Source organism: Pedobacter sp. UC225_61, from assembly GCF_044452285.1.
Lineage (GTDB): Bacteria > Bacteroidota > Bacteroidia > Sphingobacteriales > Sphingobacteriaceae > Pedobacter.
In genome coordinates this window covers 3,340,839-3,367,078 of record NZ_JBIOAL010000001.1, presented here as the reverse complement: position 1 = coordinate 3,367,078, position 26,240 = coordinate 3,340,839, and the positions used below count along the sequence as shown (strand labels likewise).

22 protein-coding genes and 1 pseudogene are annotated in these 26,240 nt (G+C 33.4%); 16 read left to right on the top strand and 7 right to left on the bottom strand.

Translation table 11 applies throughout. From position 1 onward, the window contains the following. Nucleotides 1–714 carry a hypothetical protein gene (locus ACHMWN_RS15310; RefSeq protein WP_397302818.1) on the bottom strand — a complete coding sequence of 238 codons (714 nt, stop codon included), beginning with the start codon at nt 712–714 and terminating at the stop codon, nt 1–3. Continuing rightward, nucleotides 701–3,031, bottom strand: coding sequence for an Rv1355c family protein (locus tag ACHMWN_RS15305; RefSeq protein WP_397302815.1), 2,331 nt, complete (start codon nt 3,029–3,031; stop codon nt 701–703). Before ACHMWN_RS15305 ends, ACHMWN_RS15310 begins: the two co-directional genes overlap by 14 nt. Before the next feature lie 118 nt (nt 3,032–3,149). Here ACHMWN_RS15305 and ACHMWN_RS15300 point away from each other — a divergent pair, with 118 nt between their 5' ends. The 4 genes from ACHMWN_RS15300 (at nt 3,150) to ACHMWN_RS15285 (ending at nt 8,297) form a co-directional block, all read left to right on the top strand. Further along, a complete protein-coding gene (locus ACHMWN_RS15300) occupies nt 3,150–3,605 on the top strand; it encodes a response regulator (protein ID WP_182921919.1) in 456 nt (151 codons plus the stop codon). A 72-nt stretch (nt 3,606–3,677) separates the two neighbouring features. Continuing rightward, a complete protein-coding gene (locus tag ACHMWN_RS15295) occupies nt 3,678–7,280 on the top strand; it encodes a PKD domain-containing protein (RefSeq protein WP_397302812.1) in 3,603 nt (1,200 codons plus the stop codon). Nucleotides 7,281–7,282: 2 nt separating this feature from the next. Beyond that, nucleotides 7,283–7,561, top strand: coding sequence for a type IX secretion system membrane protein PorP/SprF (locus tag ACHMWN_RS15290; protein WP_397302809.1), 279 nt, complete (start codon nt 7,283–7,285; stop codon nt 7,559–7,561). Continuing rightward, nucleotides 7,542–8,297, top strand: a complete 756-nt coding sequence (locus tag ACHMWN_RS15285) for a type IX secretion system membrane protein PorP/SprF (RefSeq protein WP_397302806.1) — start codon at nt 7,542–7,544, stop codon at nt 8,295–8,297. Before ACHMWN_RS15290 ends, ACHMWN_RS15285 begins: the two co-directional genes overlap by 20 nt. A gap of 104 nt (nt 8,298–8,401) precedes the next feature. On the opposite strand, the gene rpoN is transcribed toward ACHMWN_RS15285, so the two are convergent. Then, entirely contained in the window at nt 8,402–9,877 is a 1,476-nt protein-coding gene (gene rpoN, locus ACHMWN_RS15280) for an RNA polymerase factor sigma-54 (protein WP_397302804.1), read from the bottom strand. Nucleotides 9,878–10,031: 154 nt separating this feature from the next. Here rpoN and mscL point away from each other — a divergent pair, with 154 nt between their 5' ends. Next, nucleotides 10,032–10,466 carry a large conductance mechanosensitive channel protein MscL gene (gene mscL, locus ACHMWN_RS15275; protein ID WP_397302801.1) on the top strand — a complete coding sequence of 145 codons (435 nt, stop codon included), beginning with the start codon at nt 10,032–10,034 and terminating at the stop codon, nt 10,464–10,466. 40 nt (nt 10,467–10,506) lie between these two features. Here mscL and ACHMWN_RS15270 read toward each other — a convergent pair whose 3' ends face one another. Then, nucleotides 10,507–11,379 (bottom strand): ChaN family lipoprotein, encoded by an 873-nt coding sequence (locus tag ACHMWN_RS15270; protein ID WP_397302799.1) that lies wholly within the window; start codon nt 11,377–11,379, stop codon nt 10,507–10,509. A gap of 498 nt (nt 11,380–11,877) precedes the next feature. On the opposite strand from ACHMWN_RS15270, the gene ACHMWN_RS15265 reads away from it, so the two are divergent. The 8 genes and pseudogenes from ACHMWN_RS15265 (at nt 11,878) to tsaB (ending at nt 18,736) form a co-directional block, all read left to right on the top strand. Further along, nucleotides 11,878–12,687, top strand: coding sequence for a LiaF transmembrane domain-containing protein (locus tag ACHMWN_RS15265; protein WP_397302796.1), 810 nt, complete (start codon nt 11,878–11,880; stop codon nt 12,685–12,687). Between the two features lie 126 nt (nt 12,688–12,813). Then, on the top strand, nt 12,814–13,770 hold the full coding sequence (locus ACHMWN_RS15260; RefSeq protein ID WP_397302794.1) for a sensor histidine kinase: 957 nt from the start codon (nt 12,814–12,816) through the stop codon (nt 13,768–13,770). Then, nucleotides 13,748–14,483 (top strand): annotated as a pseudogene (locus ACHMWN_RS15255) (LytR/AlgR family response regulator transcription factor). The gene ACHMWN_RS15260 and the pseudogene ACHMWN_RS15255 overlap by 23 nt, the downstream one beginning before the upstream one ends. 35 nt (nt 14,484–14,518) lie before the next feature. Further along, nucleotides 14,519–16,939: a DUF1416 domain-containing protein gene (locus tag ACHMWN_RS15250; RefSeq protein WP_397302791.1), complete on the top strand. Its 2,421-nt coding sequence runs from the start codon at nt 14,519–14,521 to the stop codon at nt 16,937–16,939. Nucleotides 16,940–17,162: 223 nt separating this feature from the next. Further along, complete coding sequence (gene rpmH / locus ACHMWN_RS15245) at nt 17,163–17,321, top strand: 50S ribosomal protein L34 (protein WP_055133745.1); 159 nt, start codon at nt 17,163–17,165, stop codon at nt 17,319–17,321. A gap of 61 nt (nt 17,322–17,382) precedes the next feature. After that, a complete protein-coding gene (gene rnpA / locus ACHMWN_RS15240) occupies nt 17,383–17,769 on the top strand; it encodes a ribonuclease P protein component (protein ID WP_397302787.1) in 387 nt (128 codons plus the stop codon). Beyond that, entirely contained in the window at nt 17,766–17,996 is a 231-nt protein-coding gene (gene yidD / locus ACHMWN_RS15235) for a membrane protein insertion efficiency factor YidD (RefSeq protein WP_131554126.1), read from the top strand. The genes rnpA and yidD overlap by 4 nt, the downstream gene beginning before the upstream one ends. Nucleotides 17,997–18,049: 53 nt before the next feature. Beyond that, entirely contained in the window at nt 18,050–18,736 is a 687-nt protein-coding gene (tsaB, locus tag ACHMWN_RS15230; protein ID WP_397302783.1) for a tRNA (adenosine(37)-N6)-threonylcarbamoyltransferase complex dimerization subunit type 1 TsaB, read from the top strand. Between the two features lie 10 nt (nt 18,737–18,746). Here tsaB and ACHMWN_RS15225 read toward each other — a convergent pair whose 3' ends face one another. After that, nucleotides 18,747–20,159, bottom strand: coding sequence for a DUF5723 family protein (locus tag ACHMWN_RS15225; protein ID WP_397302781.1), 1,413 nt, complete (start codon nt 20,157–20,159; stop codon nt 18,747–18,749). Between the two features lie 3 nt (nt 20,160–20,162). Beyond that, nucleotides 20,163–21,743: a hypothetical protein gene (locus ACHMWN_RS15220; protein ID WP_397302778.1), complete on the bottom strand. Its 1,581-nt coding sequence runs from the start codon at nt 21,741–21,743 to the stop codon at nt 20,163–20,165. 89 nt (nt 21,744–21,832) lie between these two features. Here ACHMWN_RS15220 and ACHMWN_RS15215 point away from each other — a divergent pair, with 89 nt between their 5' ends. Next, on the top strand, nt 21,833–22,219 hold the full coding sequence (locus ACHMWN_RS15215; RefSeq protein WP_397302775.1) for a DUF423 domain-containing protein: 387 nt from the start codon (nt 21,833–21,835) through the stop codon (nt 22,217–22,219). After that, nucleotides 22,219–24,696 carry a primosomal protein N' gene (gene priA, locus ACHMWN_RS15210; protein ID WP_397302773.1) on the top strand — a complete coding sequence of 826 codons (2,478 nt, stop codon included), beginning with the start codon at nt 22,219–22,221 and terminating at the stop codon, nt 24,694–24,696. The genes ACHMWN_RS15215 and priA overlap by 1 nt, the downstream gene beginning before the upstream one ends. On the opposite strand, the gene ACHMWN_RS15205 is transcribed toward priA, so the two are convergent. Continuing rightward, nucleotides 24,693–25,373: a hypothetical protein gene (locus tag ACHMWN_RS15205; RefSeq protein ID WP_397302771.1), complete on the bottom strand. Its 681-nt coding sequence runs from the start codon at nt 25,371–25,373 to the stop codon at nt 24,693–24,695. The genes priA and ACHMWN_RS15205 overlap by 4 nt on opposite strands. A gap of 182 nt (nt 25,374–25,555) precedes the next feature. Between ACHMWN_RS15205 and ACHMWN_RS15200 the strand changes: the two genes are divergently transcribed. After that, nucleotides 25,556–26,212 carry a protein-L-isoaspartate(D-aspartate) O-methyltransferase gene (locus ACHMWN_RS15200; protein ID WP_397302768.1) on the top strand — a complete coding sequence of 219 codons (657 nt, stop codon included), beginning with the start codon at nt 25,556–25,558 and terminating at the stop codon, nt 26,210–26,212. Nucleotides 26,213–26,240 lie beyond the last annotated feature (28 nt).

Here is a 26,240-nt window from a genome sequence, read left to right as displayed (position 1 = left end):
TTAAACAGTTAAATCGAAATGTAAAGTAATGGTTTCTCCAGTTTTAGATTGTATTTGCTGTTGTGTAATTGAGTTCGCTCTCATATTCATTGCAATACTTCTTTCGGGTTCGTGAGTTAAAGGTAATCCTTTAATATCATCCACTAAAATTGAGGTTGCGGTAAGATCTTCTTTTGGATAATAGAATTTTCCATTAATACCGATTTCGTTAATTACCCTAAAACCACCTCTAATCGAGTTGCGATAGGTTGCGGGTGCGCACAAGCCAAACAGTGTGCTTAAATTAATTAAATCTGCATAGGCAACACAAGCTGTACTTAAGTGCATGCTACCGATGCCTAAACCTGCAATATCCCAAGAATTCCATAAACCGCACAATTCGCCAGTACCAGCATCAGTTCTTTCTTCTACCATTTGATAAATGCGCTCGTCCATGTAACCAACGGCATCTTCTATGGGTAAGGGATTTTTACGATTAGCTTGATGGATTCTTCCACCTGCAAGTGCTCTGCCACCTTCTTCAGCTGTTACTAATATCACAAATACATCGGGATTAAGTACCCAATCTATTTTTGCTGATGTTATTTGGGTAATTCCAAAAATTTCTAACACATGGGTATGACCCTCTATAAATTTCATGCAAGCATCACGATTATCAACCGCTCTAAATGCCTTGAAATATAAATTATCAATATGTGGTTTATGCTCTTCCAATGGAAAGTATTTTAGAGGTTGATTTTCTGATGGTTCTTTCTGGTGACGGAGTTGCTTTGAATATTCTAAACATAAAAATAGCTTGCTCGTCGTCTGTTACATTAAATAGTTGTTTAAAACCTTGCTCGGCTTGTGTTAATTGCGCTTTGCTTTCTAAAGGGATGTTTAAACTATCTTCAACAGAATTTTTATAGAAAAAGATTAATGGCACATTCACAGGGTGGATTTGTAAATTTAAAGCCGTAGCGCCAAGCCATAATTTCTCTGCTGCCATACCGCCTTCAATAAACGAATTGATAGCTCCTTTAGGCATGGTAATTAATCCGACAGCAGATGAAGCCATGAACTGTTGCATAGATAACCTTTTAAAACCGCTACCACCATTAATTTGCTGTAAAAAGCTAATCATCTTTTTATCTTTTAATAGGCGTATTCCAATTTGATCGTTATTGCTTAAATCTAAGGTGTGAATACCAATTCCATCTTCTGTTGCATTTACTTCATCCAAATTCCAGCGCATTTCTCTAGTAATAAAGTCCTCATGCGCAGCAGGAATAAATAACCGTAGTAAATCAGTATGTGTAGAAATAGCGCCTAAAGCCTTTATTTGCTCTGGATGTGTTAACCAGGTTAACTTTGCATTAGTAACTTGTGTAACTAAACTAGATAGGTGAGTTAAATCATTTTCATCTATTTCTTGCCTCGGCGTAATTTTTCTATTGGTGTGCCTTAATTCAATTTGTGCTGCCAATTGTTTTTCTTGCTCACTCGCTGCATAGTTTTCTGTAAAATTAAACCAGGCAATATGTGTTGGCGCCAATTGAGGTGTTAAGTGCCAATTTGCATTTAAGTTTAAGTTTGCGGCAGCTAATAGCAGATTTTCAATTGCTGCACCTAAAGAAATATAAGAAGAAATATATTGTGGATCTAAATATGCCTGAGCAGCACTTTTTTCTAAAAATAGATGCAATAACCCATTTTTATAATGCCATCTCCAAGGTTGATTGTTTCCACCAGATGGTGCTTTGGCTGTAGCTTGTATTAATTGATTCAATACATCTTCTGAAATAGGGTTTGCTTTATTTTCAAATGCTAATTTATGTTCGGTAATAAAGTCTTCTAATTCTGTTATTTGGAGGGGGGCGATGCTATCTACATCTGTAGTTGCTGGTGTTGAAGGGATGGAATCGCTAATTAGCTCGTCCATATCGATGAAAAATCGGCCAGAAACATTAAGATTACCCAATAGTATTTTTCTAGAAAGATCGGCTGTAATACCACCGCCATAGGTAACTGCACTTGCTAATTGCGGCCAAGTAGAAATGGTCGCCATAATTTCTACAGCAGAAGCTTTCATGCGTGGGGATAACGTTTCGACACCGGTAACGGCCGTTATATAAGGAATTCTTTCATCCATTGTTGAGAGCGTTTTGTATTTGCTCATATCCAAATGCTCAACCATTCCGTGTAATACAGGTCTGTTAGGTTCTAAATCAAATCTCTCGATATCAATAGTGCCTCTATCACTGCCTTCCATTAATACCGGTATTCCCAAGGTTTTTGCCTTGTTACGAGCGTTGATTTTGATGTCAAAACTATCACATTCGTCAATTAGCAAATCTAATTTACCATTTTTTGTTAAGAAATCATCTAAGTTTTCATCGGTAATACCCTCCTCAAAACACACTACATTTAAGTAAGGATCAATTTCTGCGATTTCTCTCGCTACAATAACTGTTTTTTTTATTTTGAGATTATATACCCCTGTTCGAATTCTGTTGATGTTACTTAAATCTAATTCATCAAAATCTGCAATACGCAACTCTCCAAAACCCCTCTCCATAGCTAAGGTTAACGAAACGGATTGACCAACAGAAAGTCCCATTACACCAATTTTCTTTTGCGAAAGTAGGCTTTGCTCTTTATCGGTAATTTTATGCTTATTTCTATTGGTACGAACTAATGCAAACTCTGGTTCATTTAGTAAATGAACTAATTTTTCTGCCCATGGGTAATAAACCCAAACTCCGTACTCTTCTTTGGGTTTATTTCCAAAATGATTTTCAACCGCTTTAGCTAATTCTGTTGGTGGTAAGAAAACGATAGTAGGGTGTAGGCATTTTATTAATTCTTCTACCTGAGTATTGATATGATCGTAGACTTGTAAGTTGTTTTTATTTGAAATTAATGTTTCAAGCTCTGTTTTTTGAATGTTATCACCTAGGTTAAAAAATACGGGTTTATAAACGTTGTTTTGCGCTGATGTTTCTGTAATAAGCTGAGATAAAGATGGATTGGAACCAGTTTTAGGTTGCATTTTAGATGTTAAATTGATATTTGTGAATAATAAAAATTCAATTATTTGTTAAAACAACTAAATTAGTCTTTTAAGAGTTATAATAAAAAAGTATTTTTATCTTTTATTACGATCCCTAATGAGCACAAACATCTTATATGTTGATGATGAACCGCACAATTTAAGTGCATTTGCAGCCACTTATCGTAGGTTGTATAAGATTTTTACGGCCGAATCTGCAGATGAGGGCAGGAAAATTTTAGATAAAGAAGATATACATATTATTATAACAGATCAGCGGATGCCAAAAACAACAGGAGTGGAGTTTTTAGCTTCTATTTTAGAGGCACATCCAGATCCAATACGCATGATATTGACAGGTTATACAGATATTGATGCTGTAATAGATGCGATAAATAAAGGTCAAGTGTATCGATATATTCAAAAGCCTTGGATGGAAGAGGATTTAAGGATTAATATTGAAAAAGCAATTGAAATTTATACGCTTCGTAAGGAGAATAAGGAACTTACAGAGAAGTTGTTGGTAGCAAATAGACAATTAGAGTTTATTGCTCGACAAAACCTGCTTTCGTAAGATGTAACACTGTTTTTTATAATTCCTTTAAAATCATCAGTTTAGTATGTAAATAAACATTATTATTGTAAAATGCGCTCTAAACTTTTGATAGGTAATACTTTGGCGAAGAAACTTTGTCTAGCAATTACTTTATTTCTTTTAATAGGATTTTCTCAAAATCTACTAGCGCAAAATACATCTAATAAGGGTAAAGATTTTTATGTTGCTTACAGCGGACATATTGATGGTGTAGCATCAAGATTGACATTGTTTTTATCTGCAGATCAAGTTACCAATTATCAAATTTATATTGGGAATACATTAATTAAAAGTAGCACGGTAGCTCCTAACGCACCAATCGCCGCTAATACTTGTCTTCCTGTAACTATAGACCCTACTGTGAATACTGTATATATTGGGAGTTCAGATGTTGTAGAGTCTAATATGGCTATTCATGTTGTAACAGATAAACCAATTTCATTGTATAGTGTAATTTCTAATAATGCTCGTACAGGCGGTACAATGGTTTTACCAACCAATACCTTAGGCAAAGAATATTATACTTTTAGTCATGTGAGTCGGGCTAGCAATGGTGCTTATGCTGAGTTTACCATAATTGCAACGGCAGATGCAACTGATATAGAAATTACACCTACTCAAGATGAGAAAACTGGAAAGCACTTAGCTGGTGTATCTTATACTAAAACGTTAAATAAAGGCGAAATTTATCAATATCAAGCAGTAGGCGATTTATCTGGTAGTCATGTTAAAGCGGCTAATGGTTGTAAGCCTATAGCAGTTTTTTCTGGTAATACATGGGCTGCTTTTTGTCAACAAGGTAGTCCTATAAATCCTAGTAGTGGAGATAATTTATACCAACAACTTTTTCCTGTGAGCGCATGGGGTAAAAAATTTGTAACTGCTCCATTTTTTAATACAACACATGGTAATACAGATATTTTAAAAATTATTGTTGCACAAGATGCTACCTCTATTACAATAAATGGTACAACAAATGTCTATGCAAAGGGGGTAAGTTATTTTAACGCTAGTAGTGGCGGGAATGTAATTTCGGCAGATAAGCCTATTTCTGTTGCTCAATATCAAACTACTCAAGGTTGCAACATAAATAATCCTAATAATAACAATGTGCAATACCCAGGTGATCCAGAAATCACAGTTTTAAATCCAGTAGAACAAACTTTAAATAACATTACAGTTTTTTCTGATTTGAAAGCTGTAGTTGGAAACTTGACAAATATTGATCGATATTTTTTAAATATAATCATTAAAACAGCTGATGTAGCTTCTTTCAGATTAGATGGTAACCCGGTGACAGGATTTATTGCAATAGATGCTGAATATAGTTATGCAATTATAAATGTAACAGGTTCACAACCTCAGCATAGACTTACGGCAGCTAGTGGTTTTTCTGCTATCGCGTATGGATATGGAAATGTAGAGTCGTATGCTTATTTAGCAGGTGCTAATATTCAAAATTTTACTTTTCAACCCCAAAATGCTGCTACAAATCAGCCAATTAGTGTAGGTTGTATCAACGAAGTCATCAATCTAAAAATTAATTTACCTTATCAGCCTACTCAATTAGTATGGGATGTAGAAAATGGCGATGGCTTAGTTACCCAAACTAATCCAACTCCCCAAGGTCCTCCAACTCCAATTAATGGCATAGATTATTACACTTATTTTTATCCTAAACCAATTATTTATCCTACTCCAAGAGATTATACTTTTAGAGTAACCGCCACAAAGCCATCTGCTGATGCTTGTGGTGCTACAGAAGAATTAAGTGTTGGTTTTACGGTGGATCCTTTACCTACAGCGTTGTTTACTGCTGTTACCGAAAAATGTGCTAATCAAGAAGTTACGTTTACGGATGCTAGTAATCCAAATGTTGCTGGAAAAGTAATTAGAGATAGAACATGGGATTTTGGAGACGGTACAACACTAGTGAAAGATCGAAACACAAGTGCCAAACATACTTACTCAGTTGAGGGTACGTATACGGTAAAACTATTTGTGAGTGCAGAGAACGGTTGTACGTCTGATGTTTTCTCACAACCCATTACGATCTATCCTGTACCAGATACAAAATTTGTAGTACCCACTACTTGTATAAATACAAATTTCATACTTACAGATCAATCAACTATTAGTACATCAGTTTTTACGAATGCTAAAATAGTAAACTGGCACTGGGATTTTGGTGATGGCGTAAGTGAAGATAGGCCTGATTCATCAACACCGAGTCATCAATATACAACTGCTGGTACCTATACGATTACTTTAACTACAACCTCCAACAAAAATTGCACAAGTAGTGTTTCCCATTCAATAGTAGTTACAGGTTTGCCAATTGCAGATTTTACTACTCCTGATTTTTGTTTAGCAGATGGTTTTGCCAATTTCATTAATAAATCAAAAGATCAAAATGGGACTGATGTTGGTTTAACCTATGTATGGGATTTTGGAGATCCAACTTCGGGAACTGCAAATACTTCGACACAAAAAGATGGTAAACATGCTTATAATGCAATTGGTAATTATATAGTTAAGCTTACCATTACAAATGTAAATGGTTGTACTGATGAAAAATCATATCCATTTACAGTGAATGGAGCAGTTGTTAAAGCCGATTTTACAATTAAAAATGAAACAAATTTATGTAGCGGTAATGATGTAATCATAAACAGTACATCAGCAGCAGCTTTCGGTAGTATAACCAAGTTAGAAATTTATCCAGACTTTGTAAATGACCCTACACGTTTCATTAGTATCCCATATCCAAAACTTCCAATAAGTGATGACATCCCTTTAGCTTATGCTCCTTTTGGAGGAAATACAAATAAAACCTTTACCATCAAATTAGTAGCTTATTCTGGTGAAAATTGTAACCTGCCTATTACTCATAACGTTACCATAAAACCAGCCCCACAGTTAACATTTACTCCTCTTTCTGCTGTTTGTGAGAATGTTGGGGAGTTCATCATCAATCAAGCTAAGGAAAATTCAGGAATAAATGGTTCAGGCATATACAGTGGTACAGGTATAAAATCTGATGGCACTTTTGATCCGAAACTTGCTGGCCCTGGCGTGCACCGTATCACCTATACATTTACACCTCAAAATGGATGTACCGTTAGCATTGGACAAGATATTGAAGTTTATCCAATTCCTACAACTGATGCAGGTGCAGACTTTTATATTTTAGTAGGTGGTGAGAAAAAAATGCAAGCTAATGCTACTGGTACGGGGTTAACCTATAAATGGACACCAAGTATGGGTTTAAGTGCTGATAATATTTTAAATCCAATTGCAAAACCAGAAGTTGATACACAATATACATTAACAGTTACTTCAGATCAAGGGTGTATTACCGTAGATCAAGTATATGTTCATGTCTTGCAAAATGTGAATGCTCCCAATAGTTTTACACCAAATGGAGATGGAGTAAATGATGTATGGAATGTAAAGTATTTGGATACTTACCCAAATTGTAATGTGGAAGTTTTTGATAGAAATGGCCAAAGGGTCTTTTATAGTAAAGGTTATCCTGTACCATTTGATGGGAATTATAAAAATCAAGCCTTACCTGTCGGAACTTATTACTATATTATCAATCCAAATAGCGGAAGAAAAAGTATAACAGGGAGTTTAACCATTATAAGATAGTTTTGAAAAAAAGTTACTACCTCATCATTTTTATAATTGGAATAAGCTTGTCTTCTTTTGGTCAGCAAAGGCCACAGTATACCCAATATATTTTTAATAATTATTTGTTAAATCCTGCCTTAAGCGGCATAGAAAATTACACTGATTTTAAAGCTGGATATAGAAAACAATGGTCGGGTATTGAAGGTGCACCTCAAACTACTTTTGCTGCTGCACATTGGAGTTTAGGGGGGCGATTATTTATGGAGAAATCCTTTGTCTATGCCAGAAAAAGGAAATAATCCTATGGATGATAATTACATGCAAAATTATACAGCATCGCCAGCACATCATGGTATGGGTGCTACAGTAGTTTTAGATAAGGCTGGGCCAATTTCTCGATTAGATGCTAATTTAACGTATGCCTATCATCTTCAGCTGTCGGGGACTCTGAATTTATCAGTTGGTGCTGCGGTTGGAATTACTAGAATTGGGTTAAATGTAAACGAACTTACTTTAGAAAACCCAAATGACCCAGCTTTAAACAATACTATAACAAGTCAGGTTAAGCCAGATTTAGGCATGGGCGTTTGGTTATATGGCGCACGTTTTTTTGCGGGAGCTTCGGTACAACAAATCTTACCTCAAAAATTAGCATTTACTAGTGATCCTAATTACAAGGGCGGAAAAGAAGTTCCTCACGCTTTTTTTACCGCAGGGTATAAATTGTTTCTCGACGAAGATATTTCGGCTATCCCTTCAGTAATGGTTAAATATGTGAATCCATCACCATTATCTGTAGATGCAAACTTAAAGATTGCTTTTAAAGATCGTTTTTGGGTTGGTGGAAGTTACAGATATAATGACTCTTATTCTGCAATGGCAGGATTAAACATTAATAAGCTCATCAGTTTAACGTATTCGTACGATTTTACAACTTCACAATTAAACAAAGTGAGTTATGGTAGCCACGAAATTGTATTGGGTTTACAATTGAATAATGTATATCAAGTAATGAGTACGATGAGAATGTGGTAAGGTGGTTGATTAGTTTTTTTGTTTGTTAGTTGGTTTGGAAAGAGGGCTTAATGTAAAGCTTATCCAGAACGAAGAACCTAAACAACGAACCATCGAAACATCAATTAAAGCTCTTTTCTCAATCTCGCTACAGGAATGTTCATTTGCTCACGGTATTTAGCAACTGTTCTTCTAGCAATGTTATAACCTCTTTCTTTTAAGATTTCAGTTAATTTTTCATCGGCCAAAGGTCTGCGTTTATCTTCATTGCCAATGCAATCTTCTAGTATTTTCTTAACCTCTTTATTAGATACTTCTTCGCCATTTTCAGTCTGAATAGCTTCAGAGAAAAATGATTTTAATAAGAATGTACCAAATTCTGTTTGTACATATTTAGAATTCGCAACTCTGGAAACGGTAGAAATATCCATTCCAATCTTATCAGCAATATCTTTTAAAATCATCGGACGCATTTTACGTTCATCAGCAGTTAAAAAATACTCGTATTGGTAATGCATAATCGCATTCATGGTTTTTAACAAAGTTTGTTGTCTTTGTTTAATGGCATCAATAAACCATTTAGCAGAATCAAGTTTTTGTTTCACAAACTGAACTGCTTCTTTTAACTTTTTATCTTTCTGAGCGGCTTTATCGTAATGATCAAACATATCCATATAAGAGCGACTCACTCTTAATTCGGGAGCATTTTTAGAATTTAATGTTAAAATTAGAATACCATCATTATTGCTGATGTGAAAATCAGGTATAATTTGAAGCTGTTTTGTCGTTACTTGATTAGAATCGCCTGGTTTAGGGTTTAGGCGTAAAATTTCAGCAACAACTTCTTTTAATTCTTCACTATTTAAGCCGACAGATTTTTCTAACTTATCGTAATGTTTACGTGTAAATTCATCTAAATGATGTTCTACAATCGCAATCGCTTTTTTAATAATTGGGTTATTTACATCCTTACGCTTTAATTGAAGCGACAAACATTCTTGTAAATCGCGAGCAGCAATACCAGGAGGATCAAAACCTTGAATTACTTTCAACATTTCTAATACATCCTCTTCCTCTACCATTACATTTTGAGAGAAAGCCAAATCGTCTATCATTGAAGTAATTGGACGACGTAAATAGCCATCATCATCTAAGCTGCCAATAATCTGTTTGCCGACAATAAAATCTGTATCAGATAAAGGAACAAGATCTAATTGTTCTTGTAAACTTTCAAAAAAAGTACTTTCAATGGCTATTGGAGTTTCTTTTTTCTCTTCGTCATCATCTCCATTGTTGTAAGAAGTGCTGTAATCGTTCGTATTATCGTCTTGTAAATAATCTTCTACGTTAAACTCATCTGTATTGTTACTTTCCTCGCTTGATTCTTGATTGAAATCATCGCGTTCATTCAAATCATCATATTCATTAACAGGTTCATCCGCAGTCATTAAACTAGGATCTTCTAGTGCTGGATTTTCCTCTAGCTCTTCTTTTATACGCGTATCTAAAGCAACAGTAGGTACCTGCAACAATTTAATAAATTGTATTTGCTGCGGAGATAGCTTTTGAAGTAATTTTTGTTGTAGATGTTGCTTTAGCATATAGTAGAAGTAACAGTTTTAATTTCCAAAAATAAGCATTTGCTTTAAAATTAAGGCAAAAGGCTGTTATAATTCTTTTTTTTAAATTTTTACGCAGTTTATTTGCTTAATTTGATATATTTATTTCTATTAAATTAAACTAAAACAAATAACTATGGGTTTTGTAAAAGAATTTAAAGAATTTGCAATTAAAGGCAATGTAATGGACCTTGCAGTCGGTGTAATTATTGGTGGTGCATTTGGTAAAATAATTGATAGTGTGGTTAAAGATTTAGTGATGCCAATTGTTTCTTCCATAATTGGACAACCAGATTTTAGTAACTTATATATTGTATTAAAAGGAAATGTGCCTGATGGTACAACCCTCGAAAAAGCCAGAGAAATTCCAGAAACTGCAATTTTTGCCTATGGAAGTTTCTTGACTGTAGCCTTGAATTTCTTTTTATTAGCATTAGTGGTCTTCCTTTTGGTAAAAGGAATAAACTCGTTAAAACGTAAGGAGGAAGCAAAGACTTCTACAGCTCCTCCAGCACCTACTAAAGAAGAAATACTGTTAACAGAAATAAGAGATTTATTGAAAAATAAATAGCCAATAAAAAAGCCTCCAAATTTAATTGGAGGCTTTTTTATTAAAAGGTTTTTTTCAAAGTAGGATCAGTTATAATGATATAATCTCCCAAATCTTTGTATTTGCTCCAATCCGGTTGCGCAAAATCTTCAGCAGAGAAAGAGGAGATATTTAAGATTTTCAATTTTGGTGCATATTTCTTCAGTTTTGCCAATGTGCCTAGTTTTTCATCACTATGAAAGCGACCATTCACCTGAAAAATCTTTTTATTTGCATTGCTTTTAGCGTATTTTGCAATGCTCCATGCCATTGTAGCATCCCAAAAATTCTGTGTTTGATAGACTTTCATGCCACCCATACTATGTCCACCTAAAGTTTCAATAAACTTATCATTGTATCTACCTGTAGCAGTGTCAATAGGTAAAGGAGCAATAAATTGCTTAGAACTTTCTGGTAATTGATTTAAAATCTCTAATCCGCTACGTGTAACAGCATTGCTGTATCGAGCAGCTGCATTACCGCCAATTACATCCAAATTATTTAGTTTAGCCAATTCAATCATTGGTTTATAATCTTTATAATTATTCCAAGCTCTAGCTTCTTTAATAAAATTTTTCTCTGAGATGATGCCTTTCAAATATTCATTAATTACAGGTTGTACATCCGTATGGAACATTTCCATAGTCAAAGTTGCCTTACCAGGATACGCATCGGCAATCTTTTTAAATAACGTAGCTTCTAAATAATGACCAGTAGAATCGTTATGTTCTTCGCCAAAAAATAAAACATTAGCCTTACCTAAATCAGTTACAATATCATCAAGAGTTACTATTTTTTGCTTCTTTACGTCGTAAACTTTATAATGTTTGCTCATATCTTGAGCGCTAGCTAACAACGGTAACAATAAAACAGCAATGCTGAATAATCTTTTCATGGTTAATTTCATTAATTTAAATGCCTAAATTAACAAATAATTTACTGCATCTTTTGCCAAAAAAAGTATATTTAAAAACTATCCATCCCATAACGATTTCCGTTACCACGTCTAAATTTTTTCTTGGTGCTTACCGCGACATTAAGGCGACCTTACCGCGACCTTACTGCGACTTATGCTTTGGTAGTGTTCGAGTCAAGCTCTAGTTTAACTTTGGTTAAGTGCCAATTTTGGATTAGTCAGTTTGTGAGAATTGGACATTTTGTCGAACAAGACTCGAACTATCCTCTACTGCGATCTGATTTTAAGACAAATGAATGTTGATTTTTTACCGAGTAATTAATGCTTTTTACCGAGAATAAGCTCATAAATAGCAGTCTGCTATTTGCTAATGTAAAAGTTCGTTCTACATTTGAGTATAATTATAACACAAATGAAATCGTGATGAAGCTAAATGAATAAATTCATGAGAGCTCATTTTATTTAAAGGAAATAAAAATGGAAAATAATAATAGTGATATAGCAAATCGTTCTGGCAAGGTTTGGGCAGGTTTGCTAATAGTAGGTATCGGCTCACTTCTAATGCTTGATAATTTAGGATTAGATCTACCTAATTGGTTATGGCATTGGAGCAATATATTAATCTTAATAGGTTTATTTATTGGAATTAAACACAATTTTAGAAACAGCGGTTGGTTTATCATGATACTGATAGGTTCGTTTTTCACCTTTAAAGAAGCATTTGGTAGCGAAATAGATTTTGGTAAAGTTGTTTTTCCAGCAATGTTAGTGATACTAGGCTTATTTATCATTCTTAAACCTAAAAGTAGTTTTAGTCACAGAGATAGGGGTTGTGGAAGAAGAAATAAAAGGTGGAAAAAAAGATTTGGGGAACCAGATACTTTTCAGGCTTATCCTGGAGCTGAAACAGTTGAAGCATCACCACTTGATGAAAAAAAAACGAATAGCAACGATTATTTAGATTCTGTAAATGTTTTTGGAGGAAGTCATCAAAGTATTTATTCTAAAAACTTTAAGGGTGGAGAAATAACAGCAGTTTTTGGTGGTTGTGATTTAAACTTAACTCAAGCAGATTTTGAAGGGGAAATTATTATTGATGTTACCGCAATTTTCGGAGGGTGTAAAATTATCATCCCGCCAGGGTGGATTGTAAAACCGGAAGTAACTGCAATTTTTGGTGGCTTAGATGATAAAAGAAGTGTGCAGCCGATTGTTGAAGGACAACATAAAATATTAATTATTAGAGGAATAGCGATGTTTGGCGGGGTAGATATAAGAAACTATTAATCAGATTTTAGACCTCGTGTTTTGACTACAACCCCATTATCTATAAAGCAAATAAAAATAGTTTCAGGCGCTATTCTTGTCTGTTGGATTGCACTGTGTGCACTTTTTATTTACTACACGTTAAATTTGAATTGGCAAATTGCCTTGGCCGATAGCATTTTAAGTAATGGTCTATTGGCCATTGGCTGTATAATTATTAGCAACATGTTAGGCTATTACCAGCCTAAAAATGAACGGATGTTATTTTTGCTATTGTTAACAGCAATATTAACGGCTATTATTGTTTTTTTGGCAAAATATGGACTTAATTACTTGTTCATTAACCAAAAGGATTATCAATTATTTTTAGATTTTTCACTTCCATACCGGGCTATAGTCGCTTTTTTATGTTTAACCTGGTGTGCTTTAGCAAATATTTTGTGGTACAGATTAGAAGAACAATCTGAAACACAAGGTAGATTATTAGCTGCTCAGAATTTAGCAAAAGAGGCAGAACTTAACAAGCTGAGGCATCAATTACAGCCACACTTTTTATTCAATAGTTTAAATTCAGTGTATGCCTTAACTATTGTAAACCCAACAGAAGCGGGTACAATGATTACTAAATTGGCTGCTTTTTTACGCGGTACCTTAAAACGTGATGATGAAGTTTGGGTTAGTGTGGCCGAAGAAATGGAATACATTCAATTGTATTTGGATATAGAAAAGGTACGTTTTAGTCATCGATTAACCATTGATGTACAAATTGAAGAAAACACATTGGGGTTATATTTGCCAGGAACCTTGTTGCAACCTATTGTAGAAAATGCAATCAAATTTGGCTTATACAATACTTCAGCAGCGATTACCATTACCATTAAAGTTAAATTAGAAAATAATGCCTTAGTGATTTGTGTAGCAAATCCATACGATCCGGAAATGACAGCAAGTAAAGGCACAGGGTTTGGTTTATCAGCAATACGACGTAGACTTTACTTATTATTTGCAGATAGCAACTTATTGCAAACCGAAACCCAAAACAATAATTTGTATATTACTACGCTTAAAATACCTCAAAAAGATGATAAGAACGATACTAATTGATGATGAAGCCTTAGCAAGGGATGTAGTTAAACATTATTTAAAATCGTATCCTGATATCGAAATTGTTGCCGAATGTAGCGATGGTTTTGAGGGTTTAAAGGCTATAAATCTACATCAACCTGATTTTATTTTCTTAGATATTCAAATGCCAAAAATTAGTGGTTTTGAAATGTTAGAGTTGGTTGAAAAGCATCCTGCAGTAATTTTTACCACAGCGTTTGATGAGTATGCTATAAAGGCATTTGAAGTGAATGCAGTAGATTATCTGTTAAAGCCGATAGAAAAGGACTCGCTTCGATCAGGCAATGCAAAAACTGCCTGCTAAACTAGCCAAAGGCGAAAACAGTAATGAGTTGCTAGAAACTGCAGCCTTATCGCCTGCACAAAATAATCGTATTGTCGTTAAAAATGCTGGGGTAATTAAAATTATTCCAGTAACAGAACTACAGTACATAGAGGCAGACGATGATTATGTAAAATTGAGTACAACCGAAGGAAATTTCCATAAAAATAAAACGATGAGTTTCTTTGAGCAAACCCTTGATGCAGACCAATTTATTCGCATTCATCGTTCGTACATTATTAATTTAGCAGAAGTAACTAAAATAGAATTAAAAGAAAAAGATAGTTACGTGGTCTTATTAAAATCAGGCATTTGGTTACCTGTTAGTAAAACTGGATATGTAAAATTAAAGTTAGCACTAGGTTTATAGTTAGTTTCTTCTTAGATTGTATTAAAATTTAAGGAATGAAAACTAAATTAATTGCTGCTGCTTCTTTAAGCTTATTGCTAACTATTTCTTTGCTCGTAAATGCGCAAGATCCTACTGCGAAGATTGTAAAGTCATTGCATAAATATAATTCAGAAAGACCTCAAGAAAAGGTGCATCTACATTTCGATAAGCCATATTACGCTGCGGGCGATACAATTTGGTTTAAAGCATATACAGTTACCGCTGCAAATAATTTACCTACCAACTTAAGTAATACACTTAATCTGAATATGGTAAATGAAAAGGATTCTGTTTTGTTTTCAAAAAAGATACCACTCGAATCTGGTATGGGAGTTGGGATGATGGTTTTACCATTCGGCATAAAAAAAGGTAATTATGTTGTTTATGCAAATACTCCTTGGATGCAGAATTTTGGAGTAGATTTTTTCTTTAAAAAAGCTATTAAAATAGAAAATCCATTTACAGCCATTGCACCAGTGGTCAAAAAAAATACTAGAAGTTCAGAGCTTAGTTTTTTTCCAGAAAGCGGTAACATGATTGTAGGTATTCGTTCTAAAATAGCATTTAAATACATAGATCAAACTGGTTATGGTAAAGCAATTTCTGGCGATATTGTGAACAAGAACAATGAGAAAGTAACGTCTTTTGAAACAAGTCATGCTGGTATGGGTATTTTTGCCATCACCCCAGTTGATGGTGAAGTGTATAGTGCAGTTTTTAATGAAGATGGGAAATCTAAAAAGGTAGCATTGCCAGTAGTAAAAAAGGCTGGGTATGTTCTAGCTGTTAATAATTTAGATACCACAAACCTATTACTAAAAATTACTATCTCTCCAGAACTAGTTGGTGAAAAGGATGTGGTAATTGTAGCTCAAAATAACGGAGTAGTTAAGTATGGTGCTAAAATAAAATCAGCAGCAACTATTACTACTATTATTCCGAAAAAAGATTTTTCTACTGGGATAGCACAGTTAACAGTATTCGATTCGAATAATTTACCAGTTGCAGAACGTTTAGTTTTCATTAATCATAATGATGATTTAAAAATTGCATTAACAACGGATAAATCTACCTACACTAAAAAAGATAAAGTAGCATTAACGTTAGATTTAACCCATGCAACACAAACTGGATTAGGAAGTTATTCTATAGCTGTAACTGATGAAAGTAAAGTGAAATCTTCTGAAGATGAAGAAAACAACATTCTATCTAATTTATTATTAACATCAGACTTAAAAGGGTATATCGAAAACCCTGGTTATTATTTTAACAAATCAAACACTGATGCTGCAAAACATCTGGATTATTTATTGCTTACAAACGGTTGGAGAAGATTTAAATGGGACCAAGTGCTTAATAACACGGCACCACCTTTAACGTATAAAGTGGAAAAAGGAATAACTATTTCGGGTATTGTGACTACGATGGGCGGAAAACCAATTCCAGATGCACAAATTAGGCTACTTTCTAGTAAGGGATCTATTTTTACTACAGATACTACTGCGGGTAAGGATGGTAAATTTCGCTTTGACGAATTAAGCTTTATGGATAGTGTTTCTTTTATTATTCAGGCTAAAAATAAAGATAAAAGTAACATCAAGCTTAGTTTAGACCAACCCTTAAATCCAGTGTATAAAACTGTTTCAGATACCTGGAATGTTGCTGCGGCAGATATGAGTGCATATACTGAGAATATCAAGAAACAATACGCTGCTGATTATACAGCTTTTAAAAATAATTCCGCTATACTTTTAAAAGCGGTTGAGATTAAAGGACAGGCTAAAAAGGATGCTTTTTTAGCAAGATCATCAAACTTGAATGGAGCAGGAAATGCGGATAAAGTAATTACTGGAGATGAACTTGTGAATGCAATAGATTTATTTGATTACTTAGATAAATGGGGTGGAGGCATGTCTAAAATTAATGGACAAATGATTTTATCTAGAAATAGAAACACAAATGTGCCAGGTGGAGATGGCGATGCAGTAGTTCAATTTTATTTAAATGGAAGCCCAGTAGCTCAGGAATTTATAGAAGCGATGCCTGTGGAAGATATTGCTGTAGTAGAAGTATTGAAAAATGCAGCCTTAACAACCGTTTATGGTGGTGGGGGTGCTGGAGGAATAATTTTAGTTTCAACCAAAACAGGAAGTTCGTATAAACATAGTACTTCTCCAGGTATTATAGGTTTTAGAACTCAAGGTTTCGATGCATATAAAGAATTTTATTCGCCAAAATATACACCAAGTAACATCGCTAAAGAAGATTTACGTTCAACGATCTATTGGAACCCTAATGTGATCATTGATAAAGAGAATAAAAAAACATTGAATTATTTTAATGCAGATGGCACTGGAACATATAAAGTAGTGGTTGAAGGTATTAATGCTGATGGAAAAGTGGGTAGAGCAATTTTTAACTATACGGTTAAATAGATTTAGTTGAACGCTAAGTACTGCCTAATTTGAACTAACGAGATTCGGTTCCGATAGCTATCTAGATTACCGGAAAAACTGAGAAGGGGAGTACAAAAACAAAAGAATTACTATGTTTGATTTTCTATTTAAAATAAAAAACTAAACACTCTTGCATTTATAGAAAAATCGCGTTATATTTGCACCTCTTATTTAAAAACTCTAGTTAAGATATTATACAGTTATGAAAAGAACATTCCAACCTTCGCAAAGAAAGAGAAGAAACAAACATGGCTTCCGCGAAAGAATGGCTACAGCAAACGGTAGAAGAGTATTAGCTTCTCGCCGTGCAAAAGGAAGAAAAAGATTATCAGTTTCTGACGAGCGTCGTCATAAAGCATAATTTTTGATTGCCACCTAATTTAAGGTGTTAGCAGTCTATCTGCAAAATTGCAATCAAAAACATGAACAAATTTAACAAAGAAGAACGGTTATGTAGCAAAAAGTCATTAGACTTGCTATTTAAAAACGGTTCTTCTTTTTTGTTATATCCATTTCGCATTACCTTTCTTTTTGTTGATGAACCCCATAAATACCCTACACAAGTAGTAATTAATGTGGCTAAAAAGAGGTATAAACATGCGGTAGATCGTAATCTAATTAAACGTAGAACACGAGAAGCCTATCGCTTACACAAAGAAGCACATTTGTATACAGCATTGGCAAACCGTGATGACTTATTACTGTTATCCTTACAATTTGTAGGTAAGGAAAAGTATGAATTTACTTTTTTAGAAAAGAAATTAATTACAGCCTTTAAAAAGTTAACTACTCAAATTATAGCCTCATGAAAATAATTAAGCTTTTATTTTCCTGGTTATTTTTGGGCATTATTAAATTGTACCAATTATTACTGTCGCCTTTATTAGGTGCCAGTTGTAGATTTACGCCAACTTGCTCACAATATGGTGTAGAGGCTATTAAAAAACACGGACCTTTTTATGGTGGCTGGCTTACCTTAAAACGAATTGCAAGTTGCCACCCTTGGGGCAAACATGGTCACGATCCAGTACCTTAATAAAACCATTTTCAAATCTTATACTTTCACCTTACCTTTCTTATCTTTGAGCAATGGCAACCATCTTACAAATTGAAACCGCTACACAAGTTTGCTCCGTTGCTTTAGCAGTAAATGGAGAAACTATTGCATTGAAAGAAGAAAAAGCACAGAACATTCATGCAGCTAGTTTAACCTTATTTATTGATGAGGTAATGAAAATAGCTAAATTAACCTATGCAGATTTAGATGCTATAGCAGTGAGTAAGGGACCGGGTTCATACACAGGCTTACGTATTGGTGTATCTACGGCTAAAGGATTATGCTTTGCTTTAGATAAGCCCCTAATTGGAGTTAATACCTTACAAATGATGGCAAACGGATTTTTAGCTCAACATCCAAATTATGGGGGCTTAATTTGCCCTATGATTGATGCCCGTAGAATGGAAGTTTTTACAGCCGTTTTCAATAACAAATTGCATGAGGTGGTTTCCGTTAATGCTAAAATTATTGATGAAAAGAGTTTTGTAGTAGAGTTAGATAGCAACTATGTAACCTTTATTGGTGATGGAGCTGAAAAATGTGAAGCTATACTTGATAGCCAGAATGCCCATTTTTCTACATCGAATTTTAACTCTGCAACAAACATGAGTAATCTAGCTTATAGTGCTTTCAATAATGAGAATTTTGAAGATGTGGCTTATTTTGAACCTTTTTATTTAAAGGATTTCGTGTTTACTACACCTAAAAATAAAAGCTAATAGATTAGCTTTAGCTCTTTTTAAAGAAGTTGAATAGACTTCTGAAAACCCCTTTATAAACCTTTTCACCATTTACACCGGGCATTGTACTTAAATTTTGGGGATGATTTACGGTACGACCAAACTTAATGCCCAGCCCCATGTAAAAGGAAGCACCATTGTAACCAGAGCCAACAGTAGCGTCGTTTTTATGTATTCCTTTTGCTAATGAGATTGTCTTTCCAACATTATCAGTCCCTAAAAGGAATTCAAAATTTGGTGTTTGATACATACCCTGTAAACCAACCATAACAAAATCATCTAAATTATAAACAGGTATTACGCTAGCAGATAATGTATTGATCTTAAAAGTATTTACTAAAGCAATGTCTCCACCTGGATGGAATAAATTTTTAGATACAATGAAACTAGGCTTATAAAAATTAAACGTTTTCGAGATTAAAAAATCTGCTTTTGCATTGGTTGGCGTAATAAACCCATTTTTTTCAACTACATCTTTAGCTATAGCGGTGATTTCTTCATTAATAGCACTGCTGCTCTTTGTAGAAACATCATAAATACTTTTTAAGGTATTAAAATGAGCTATGTAAGAACTTTTACTCCATTTAATCAACCCTAAATCTTTAATATTTCCCATTAAATAATAACCAGATTTCGAGGTGTACGTAGTTCCTAAACTAATTGATGCTCCAGGGTTTTTAAAGGTAGGGAAGAACGTTCTTTTTGATATTTCATCATTATATAGAAAACTTCCTTTATAGGTTCCATTTACACCAATATCTAATCTATCATTTGCATCCGCATAAAAATAGGAGTTGTCTATCTTTAAGGAATTGTAAGCAATGCCACTTAATAAGCTTAGTTTAATGCCAAAAGCAAGTTTTTTATTATAATTTTCGCGAATGCTTACGCTAAATTGATGGTAAGATTGCTGATACCCATTGTTATTAAAAACATCAGTATAAGGTCCCTGGTCAAAGCGTTTATAACTATCGAAAATAGCTAGTGTTTCATTGGTGTAGTTAACATGAGAATCGGAGCGCACCTGCCATGCAAAGCCCACTTCTTGGTTATATTTATATGAACTAAAAATTCTAAATGTTAACAGATAAATATTTGTGTTTTGATAAAAAGTATTTGCTTTTCCTGTGCCTAATGGCAAAGAGCGAGTGTCATAAATAGTTTCATTAATTGATTTTCGTATTACACCTTCAGCACCTCCTCCATTTGCAGCGTTAATACCTAAGTTTGGCAAAAAGAAATTAGAAGCAAATTTGCTGGAACTATCTAATGTAAATGATTTTGCAGCTGGGTTTTCAAAAGCATCAAACTGCGTTTTAGTATTAAATAATCCGTATTGCTGAGCTTTTAAAATGCTAGCAACAAATAAAAATCCGACAAGTAAAATGTATTTTTTCTTCATTAATTACGGATTTGTTTGTAAACTATCTGTTTCAAGTGGCTTTTCAGTTTTTGTATGTAAGAGTAAATTACTTAAAAATTTACCATTATCTCCAGACAATTGATAACAAAATGCGTCAAATTCTTTAAAGCCAGTTTTCGATTGATACTGTTTGTAATAAGGTGGTTTTAAGTTACGTCCAAAAATATCAGTCGAGTTTTTATTGTTTATATAGAATGAAATGGTAGCTGATGACGATAATTGGTCTCTAAAACTCGCATAATCCTCATCCTGAATTAACAACTCATTATTTCTATATCGACTTAAAAATACTTGGATACTACTTGCGTTATTTGCCAACACCATGTAATTATCAATAATGGTGTAAAAAGGTCTTTCAAATTTTTTAAATGGCTCTCCAAAAAAAGAATAAGCAATGTTGGCTTCCTTAAATATTTTAATATCAGGTGCATAATCTGCACTTAAATCCAATAAAAGTTGATTTACTTTTTCACCATTAACTAAAGCGATAGCTCCAAACTTTTCTCCACTACTTAATTGAAAAGTAACAAATTGATTTTTAAAGTACTTTGGAAAGATCTGATTTAAATCTAATCTATACTTTTGATTAATTGATGTGATATTTTTAAGTACGTTCTCACTATTTTTTTGTTTTTCAAACCATGTAGTTAAAGCTTCAAACCAACTTTTATAATCATTAATCGTATAAATAGTATAGTTTGCAGTTTTATGCGGAAGTATATTGTCTATCACTATTTTTTGTTCCGGTACTGTTGTAAATAATTTATAGTAACTAGTTAAATCATTAACATCGGTATTCCCGTTAAATAGTAGGTTTTCTTTGCTGAAATTATAACTTAAAGCCGCAAAGCTATTTTGCTTATTGAAAATGGATAGTTCTCCATTTAAATTGCTGTTTAAAATGCTTTTAAGAAGGTTAGGGGCTTTATTGAAGTTGATGTATAGATTAGCTAACGTATTTTTATTAAAACGACTATTAGACTTAATATAATTTGCGAAACTTAAATCTGTTAAATTCTGCTCTTTTAATATATGCTGCACGACTTTTGGTGTATTTGAAATCACAACCAACACATCTTTAATTCCTACATAGCAACTAGTGCTATCGGTAAATGTGAGTTGATAAATTTCTCCAATTTTATTAACTTTTACTTTTTGGGAATTTAAGCTATTTACTGTTTTTTGTGGATCATTCCCTAACTTAAACTGAGCGCTGATTAAATAATCAACTTGATCACCTTCACCTCCTAAAAGACCAACATATACCTTTTGCCCATCAATTGAAGTGTTAACTTCATGTTGACTTAGTAGATTTTCTTTTAAAGATTTGAAACTTTTTGCTTTACTTTTCCCTAAAATATGTTGAAATAACTCTTGTCCGCTTAAAATTTCATAGAAGCTTTTATCGTTTTCAAAACTGAAAACAATACCTGAATTTGAAGCTACTGCATTTAAGGACAAATCGTTTGCATTGGTCTCTGTATTCAAATTAGAAAAATAGAGATAAGCCATTGCAATCATTCCTAACAATAAAACTCCGAGCGTTATGTATATTCTTTTCATGACTGTACTACAAATTTAATTTAATTTTAGGATTACAGAGATTATAAGGGCATTTTGTTAATTTAGCAATTGTATAAAGCCGATAACTCATGAACAAACGTATTATTCTTACTGCGGCCTTTTTTGGAGCTTTAGCAGTTATATTGGGCGCATTTGGTGCACATAGCCTTAAAAACTTAATAAGTGCATCTTCTTTAGAAATATGGCAAAAAGGAGTGGAATATCAGTTTTATCATACTTTTGCACTACTTTACTTATCTACGTTTGCTCGTTATAAAAACAAACTGATAGGCTTTTCATTTATTTTATTTTCATTAGGCATTCTATTATTTTCAGGCTCTCTTTATCTTTTAGCCTTAAAGGATGCTTACCATTTAACTATAGGTCAATTTGTTGGTCCAATAACTCCAATAGGGGGTTTATGCTTTATTTTAGGGTGGGTTTGTCTGTTTTTAGCAGCACTAAAAGATAAATAATGCAATTTGCAGATACACTTGATTTTTCTGAAAGAGAAACTCTTTTTGTAGAAGTGATATTACCATTATCGCTAGCAATAAATTATACTTATCGCGTTCCTTTTGAATTAAATGACAAAGTTGCGATTGGTAAGCGAGTTGTTGTTCAATTCGGAAAACACAAAATTTATACAGCACTAGTTAAAAGTATTGGCCAACAACCACCAGAATTTTATCAAGCCAAATACATTATAGATGTAGTAGATGAATATCCAGTAATTACTGAAAAACAATTTCAGTTTTGGGATTGGATTACATCTTATTATCTATGTAATGAAGGCGAAGTAATGGCTGCTGCTTTACCTACTGGACTAAAATTAGCAAGTGAAACTATCTTAGTACTTAAAGATGAATTACCTAACGAAATAGTTTTAACCGAAAAGGAAAACTTAATTGTTAACGTTCTTCAAAAGCAACAACGTATCAGTATTGATGATGTAATTGAGTTATTAGGACAAAAAACAGTTTATCCCATTGTAAATTCCTTACTAGCAAAAGAAGCCATTTATGTTGCTGAAGAGGTGGTGGAAAAGTATAAACCATTATTAAAATCTTTCATAAAACTTAATCCATTTTATAACGAGGAAGAAAATCTTAAACAGTTATTTGCAGTTTTAGAACGTGCACCTAAACAATTAGATGCATTGTTGGTTTATTTAAAGCTTTCTAAAAGCGAAATATCAATTCCGAAACAAGTATTGCTTGAAGAAAGCGGAAGTGGACAAGCTGCATTAAAATCATTAATAGATAAAGAAATATTTAGTGTAGAAAAAAAAGCTGTAAGTCGTTTAAATGACTCGAATGATGAATTTGAAGTTAATTTTGAATTGAGCAGTGCACAACAAAAAGCTTTCGAAGAAATTGAATTACAATTCGCCAATAAAGATGTAGTGTTATTACATGGAATTACGGCTTCTGGTAAAACTCAACTCTATTTAAAACTAATCGAAAAAGCTATTGAAAAAGGCGGTCAAGTTCTTTTCCTTTTACCTGAAATTGCCTTAACCACACAAATTGTAGAGCGAATTAAACGCTATTTTGGAGATAAAATAGGTGTATATCATTCTAAATTTAACGATAATGAACGCGTAGAAATTTGGAATAAAGTGCTAAATGGTTCATATAAAGTTGTGCTTGGTGCTCGTTCTGCGGTTTTCTTGCCATTTAAAGAATTGAATCTAATAGTGATAGATGAAGAGCATGAATCGTCTTATAAACAGCATGAACCTGCTCCTCGCTACCAGGCAAGAGATGCGGCCGTTTTTCTTGGACATTTGCATCAGGCAAAGGTGATTTTAGGCTCTGCAACACCATCTATAGAAAGTTATTACAATGCAAAAACCGAAAAATATGGTTTAGTAACACTAAATGAAAGATTTGGCGGTGTGCAATTGCCATTACAAGAAGTTATCAGCATAGCTGAAGAGACCAAGCGTAAAAAAATGACATCATATTTTACAAGTGTATTGGTAGATGATATGACAACGGCATTGGAAAATAAAGAACAAATTATTCTATTTCAAAACCGTAGAGGTTACGCAACTATTTTAATTTGTGCAACCTGTGGCTATGCGCCTAAGTGCGTTAATTGTGATGTTAGCTTAACATTTCATAAAACCAGTGGTAAACTACATTGTCATTATTGTGGTTACCATCAGAGTAGTATAAATATTTGTCCAGCCTGTGGTTCTGTACATATTGAGCAAAAAGGTTTCGGAACAGAGCGAATAGAAGAAGAATTAAGTCTTATTTTTCCAGATGTTAAAATAGCTAGGCTTGATTTAGACAGCACTCGAACAAAGAATGGAATGCAACAGATTATTTCTGATTTTCAGGATAAGAAAACCCAGATTTTAATTGGTACGCAAATGGTTGCCAAAGGTTTAGATTTTGATAATGTAAGTTTAATTGGTGTGATTAATGCAGATACTCTATTAAATTATCCAGATTTTAGAGCATTTGAAAGAAGTTATCAATTATTAGCACAAGTAGCAGGTAGGGCGGGGCGTAGAGATAAACAAGGTAAAGTTTGTATACAAGCTTATGATGATTCACATCGTATTATTAAGCAAGTAATTGAAAACAATTACCATGAAATGTATGCAGATGAAATGGCAGAACGCAAGCAATTCAACTATCCACCATTTACTCGGTTAATATTTATCAACGTAAAACATAAAGATCCAAACGTTTTAAACATTGCAGCGCAAACATTAGCCAGCGCTTTAAAAGTGCAATTAGGAAATAGAATACTTGGTCCAGAACAGCCCTTAGTTGCAAGAATTAGAAATTACTACATTAAACAAATTATCATTAAAACGGAGAAAAATGCTGCAATACAAAAAGTAAAAGCAGTGTTAAAAGAAACAATCAAAGACTTTAATGCTCAAAAAGACTTCAAAAGTGTAATTACACAAATTGATGTAGATCCGTATTAATTTTTACTTACTAAATGAACTTGAACTCCTATAGAAATCGGATTTAGCAAGAACTCCCATTTGTTGTATTTTGCAATAGAGTTGGTATTAGCAGCATCTTGCTGAATTTTTTCTTGTTTTTCATAAGAGTAATAGAAATCCAAACTTGTTTCAGCAAAGAAAGAGACTTGTTTTATTGGATTAACTCTAATTCCAATTAAAGGTGTAATAATAAATCCATTTTTTTCAGCATCTACATTATAAGGCATATTCATGTTTTTAGGATTTGCCGTTTTAACCTCCCCTGTAAAACGATTTGCACGATAACCTATGTCTGAACCAAAATAAGGTTGAACTATAGCATAGTTTAAACTCTTTTCAAAACCAACTTTAAAAGAGAAATCGCTTACCGTTCCCTTTGCTATTTCGCAGCTTTCACATTCATTATAAAATGAAATATCTTTTCTGTAATAATTTGCATTTAGTCTGATGCTAATTTGATTATCATTAAACTTAACTAATGCACCATTAAAATAAGTATCGGTGTAATTTTGAGAATTAGTTTGATTTAATATTTTAGGCATTTGCATGGAACTGTAACCTCTCACGCCAATGGTATAATTATAGTTGCCATCAAACTGTGAGAATGCAGAACAAGAAATAAACAAGCAAAAAATACTAAATAATAATTTTTTCATAGGGATGATGATAAATAATTAGATTTCAAAAATAGAAATTATTTACCATTAACAAGCAATTGGTTTACATACTGATAAGAATAAATTTTTAAGGTTGATTTTGTGTTTGTTAGCAATTAATTCCATTTAAACTTGTCAGATTTTAGGTACATTAGAGTTCAAAAAACTATTTTTGAGGCCAGATGGCATATAAATTCATAGATAATTATCGAGAACAAGGGGCAAGAAAAAAGCTGGTCCTTTTATTAAAGGAAAGAGGCATTACCGATCAACGTGTGTTAAAAGCAATTGGTAAAGTTCCACGTCATTTCTTCTTTGACGAAACTTTTTGGAATCAAGCTTATAAAGACATTGCTTTTCCGATTGGGGATGGACAAACTATTTCTCAACCGTATACTGTTGCTTATCAAACTGAATTGTTGCATATTCAAAAAGGAGATAAAGTATTAGAAATTGGAACAGGCTCAGGCTATCAAACCTGTATATTGATGGAATTAGGGGCGAAGGTTTATACAATAGAGCGTCAACCAAGTATTTATGCTCATACCATTAAAGTTTTGCCAGGAATGGGATATAAAGCTAATTTTTTTCTTGGTGATGGTTCTAAAGGAATTGAAGAGCATGCTCCCTATGCTAAAATTATTGTAACCGCAGGCGCTCCATTTGTACCAGAAGTTTTATTAAAGCAACTAAAAATTGGCGGTATTTTGGTAATCCCAGTAGGAGATGAGAAATCACAAAAAATGATTACCGTTATTCGCGTAAGTGAAAATGATTTTGATAGAATTGAATTAGATACGTTTAGATTTGTACCGTTAGTAGGCGATCAGGCATGGTAAAGTACTTTACTTGTTGAAGTAGCTCATT

Coding starts and splice junctions, on each gene's coding strand:
- ACHMWN_RS15215 (WP_397302775.1), top strand. CDS start 21,833: ATGAACAAACGTATTATTCTTACTGCGGCCTTTTTTGGAGCTTTAGCA.
- ACHMWN_RS15225 (WP_397302781.1), bottom strand. CDS start 20,159: ATGAAGAAAAAATACATTTTACTTGTCGGATTTTTATTTGTTGCTAGC.
- ACHMWN_RS15300 (WP_182921919.1), top strand. CDS start 3,150: ATGAGCACAAACATCTTATATGTTGATGATGAACCGCACAATTTAAGT.
- ACHMWN_RS15220 (WP_397302778.1), bottom strand. CDS start 21,743: ATGAAAAGAATATACATAACGCTCGGAGTTTTATTGTTAGGAATGATT.
- tsaB (WP_397302783.1), top strand. CDS start 18,050: ATGGCAACCATCTTACAAATTGAAACCGCTACACAAGTTTGCTCCGTT.
- ACHMWN_RS15285 (WP_397302806.1), top strand. CDS start 7,542: ATGCCAGAAAAAGGAAATAATCCTATGGATGATAATTACATGCAAAAT.
- ACHMWN_RS15205 (WP_397302771.1), bottom strand. CDS start 25,373: ATGAAAAAATTATTATTTAGTATTTTTTGCTTGTTTATTTCTTGTTCT.
- rnpA (WP_397302787.1), top strand. CDS start 17,383: ATGAACAAATTTAACAAAGAAGAACGGTTATGTAGCAAAAAGTCATTA.
- ACHMWN_RS15295 (WP_397302812.1), top strand. CDS start 3,678: ATGCGCTCTAAACTTTTGATAGGTAATACTTTGGCGAAGAAACTTTGT.
- rpoN (WP_397302804.1), bottom strand. CDS start 9,877: ATGCTAAAGCAACATCTACAACAAAAATTACTTCAAAAGCTATCTCCG.
- mscL (WP_397302801.1), top strand. CDS start 10,032: ATGGGTTTTGTAAAAGAATTTAAAGAATTTGCAATTAAAGGCAATGTA.
- yidD (WP_131554126.1), top strand. CDS start 17,766: ATGAAAATAATTAAGCTTTTATTTTCCTGGTTATTTTTGGGCATTATT.
- ACHMWN_RS15305 (WP_397302815.1), bottom strand. CDS start 3,031: ATGCAACCTAAAACTGGTTCCAATCCATCTTTATCTCAGCTTATTACA.
- ACHMWN_RS15250 (WP_397302791.1), top strand. CDS start 14,519: ATGAAAACTAAATTAATTGCTGCTGCTTCTTTAAGCTTATTGCTAACT.
- ACHMWN_RS15200 (WP_397302768.1), top strand. CDS start 25,556: ATGGCATATAAATTCATAGATAATTATCGAGAACAAGGGGCAAGAAAA.
- rpmH (WP_055133745.1), top strand. CDS start 17,163: ATGAAAAGAACATTCCAACCTTCGCAAAGAAAGAGAAGAAACAAACAT.
- ACHMWN_RS15270 (WP_397302799.1), bottom strand. CDS start 11,379: ATGAAAAGATTATTCAGCATTGCTGTTTTATTGTTACCGTTGTTAGCT.
- priA (WP_397302773.1), top strand. CDS start 22,219: ATGCAATTTGCAGATACACTTGATTTTTCTGAAAGAGAAACTCTTTTT.
- ACHMWN_RS15265 (WP_397302796.1), top strand. CDS start 11,878: ATGGAAAATAATAATAGTGATATAGCAAATCGTTCTGGCAAGGTTTGG.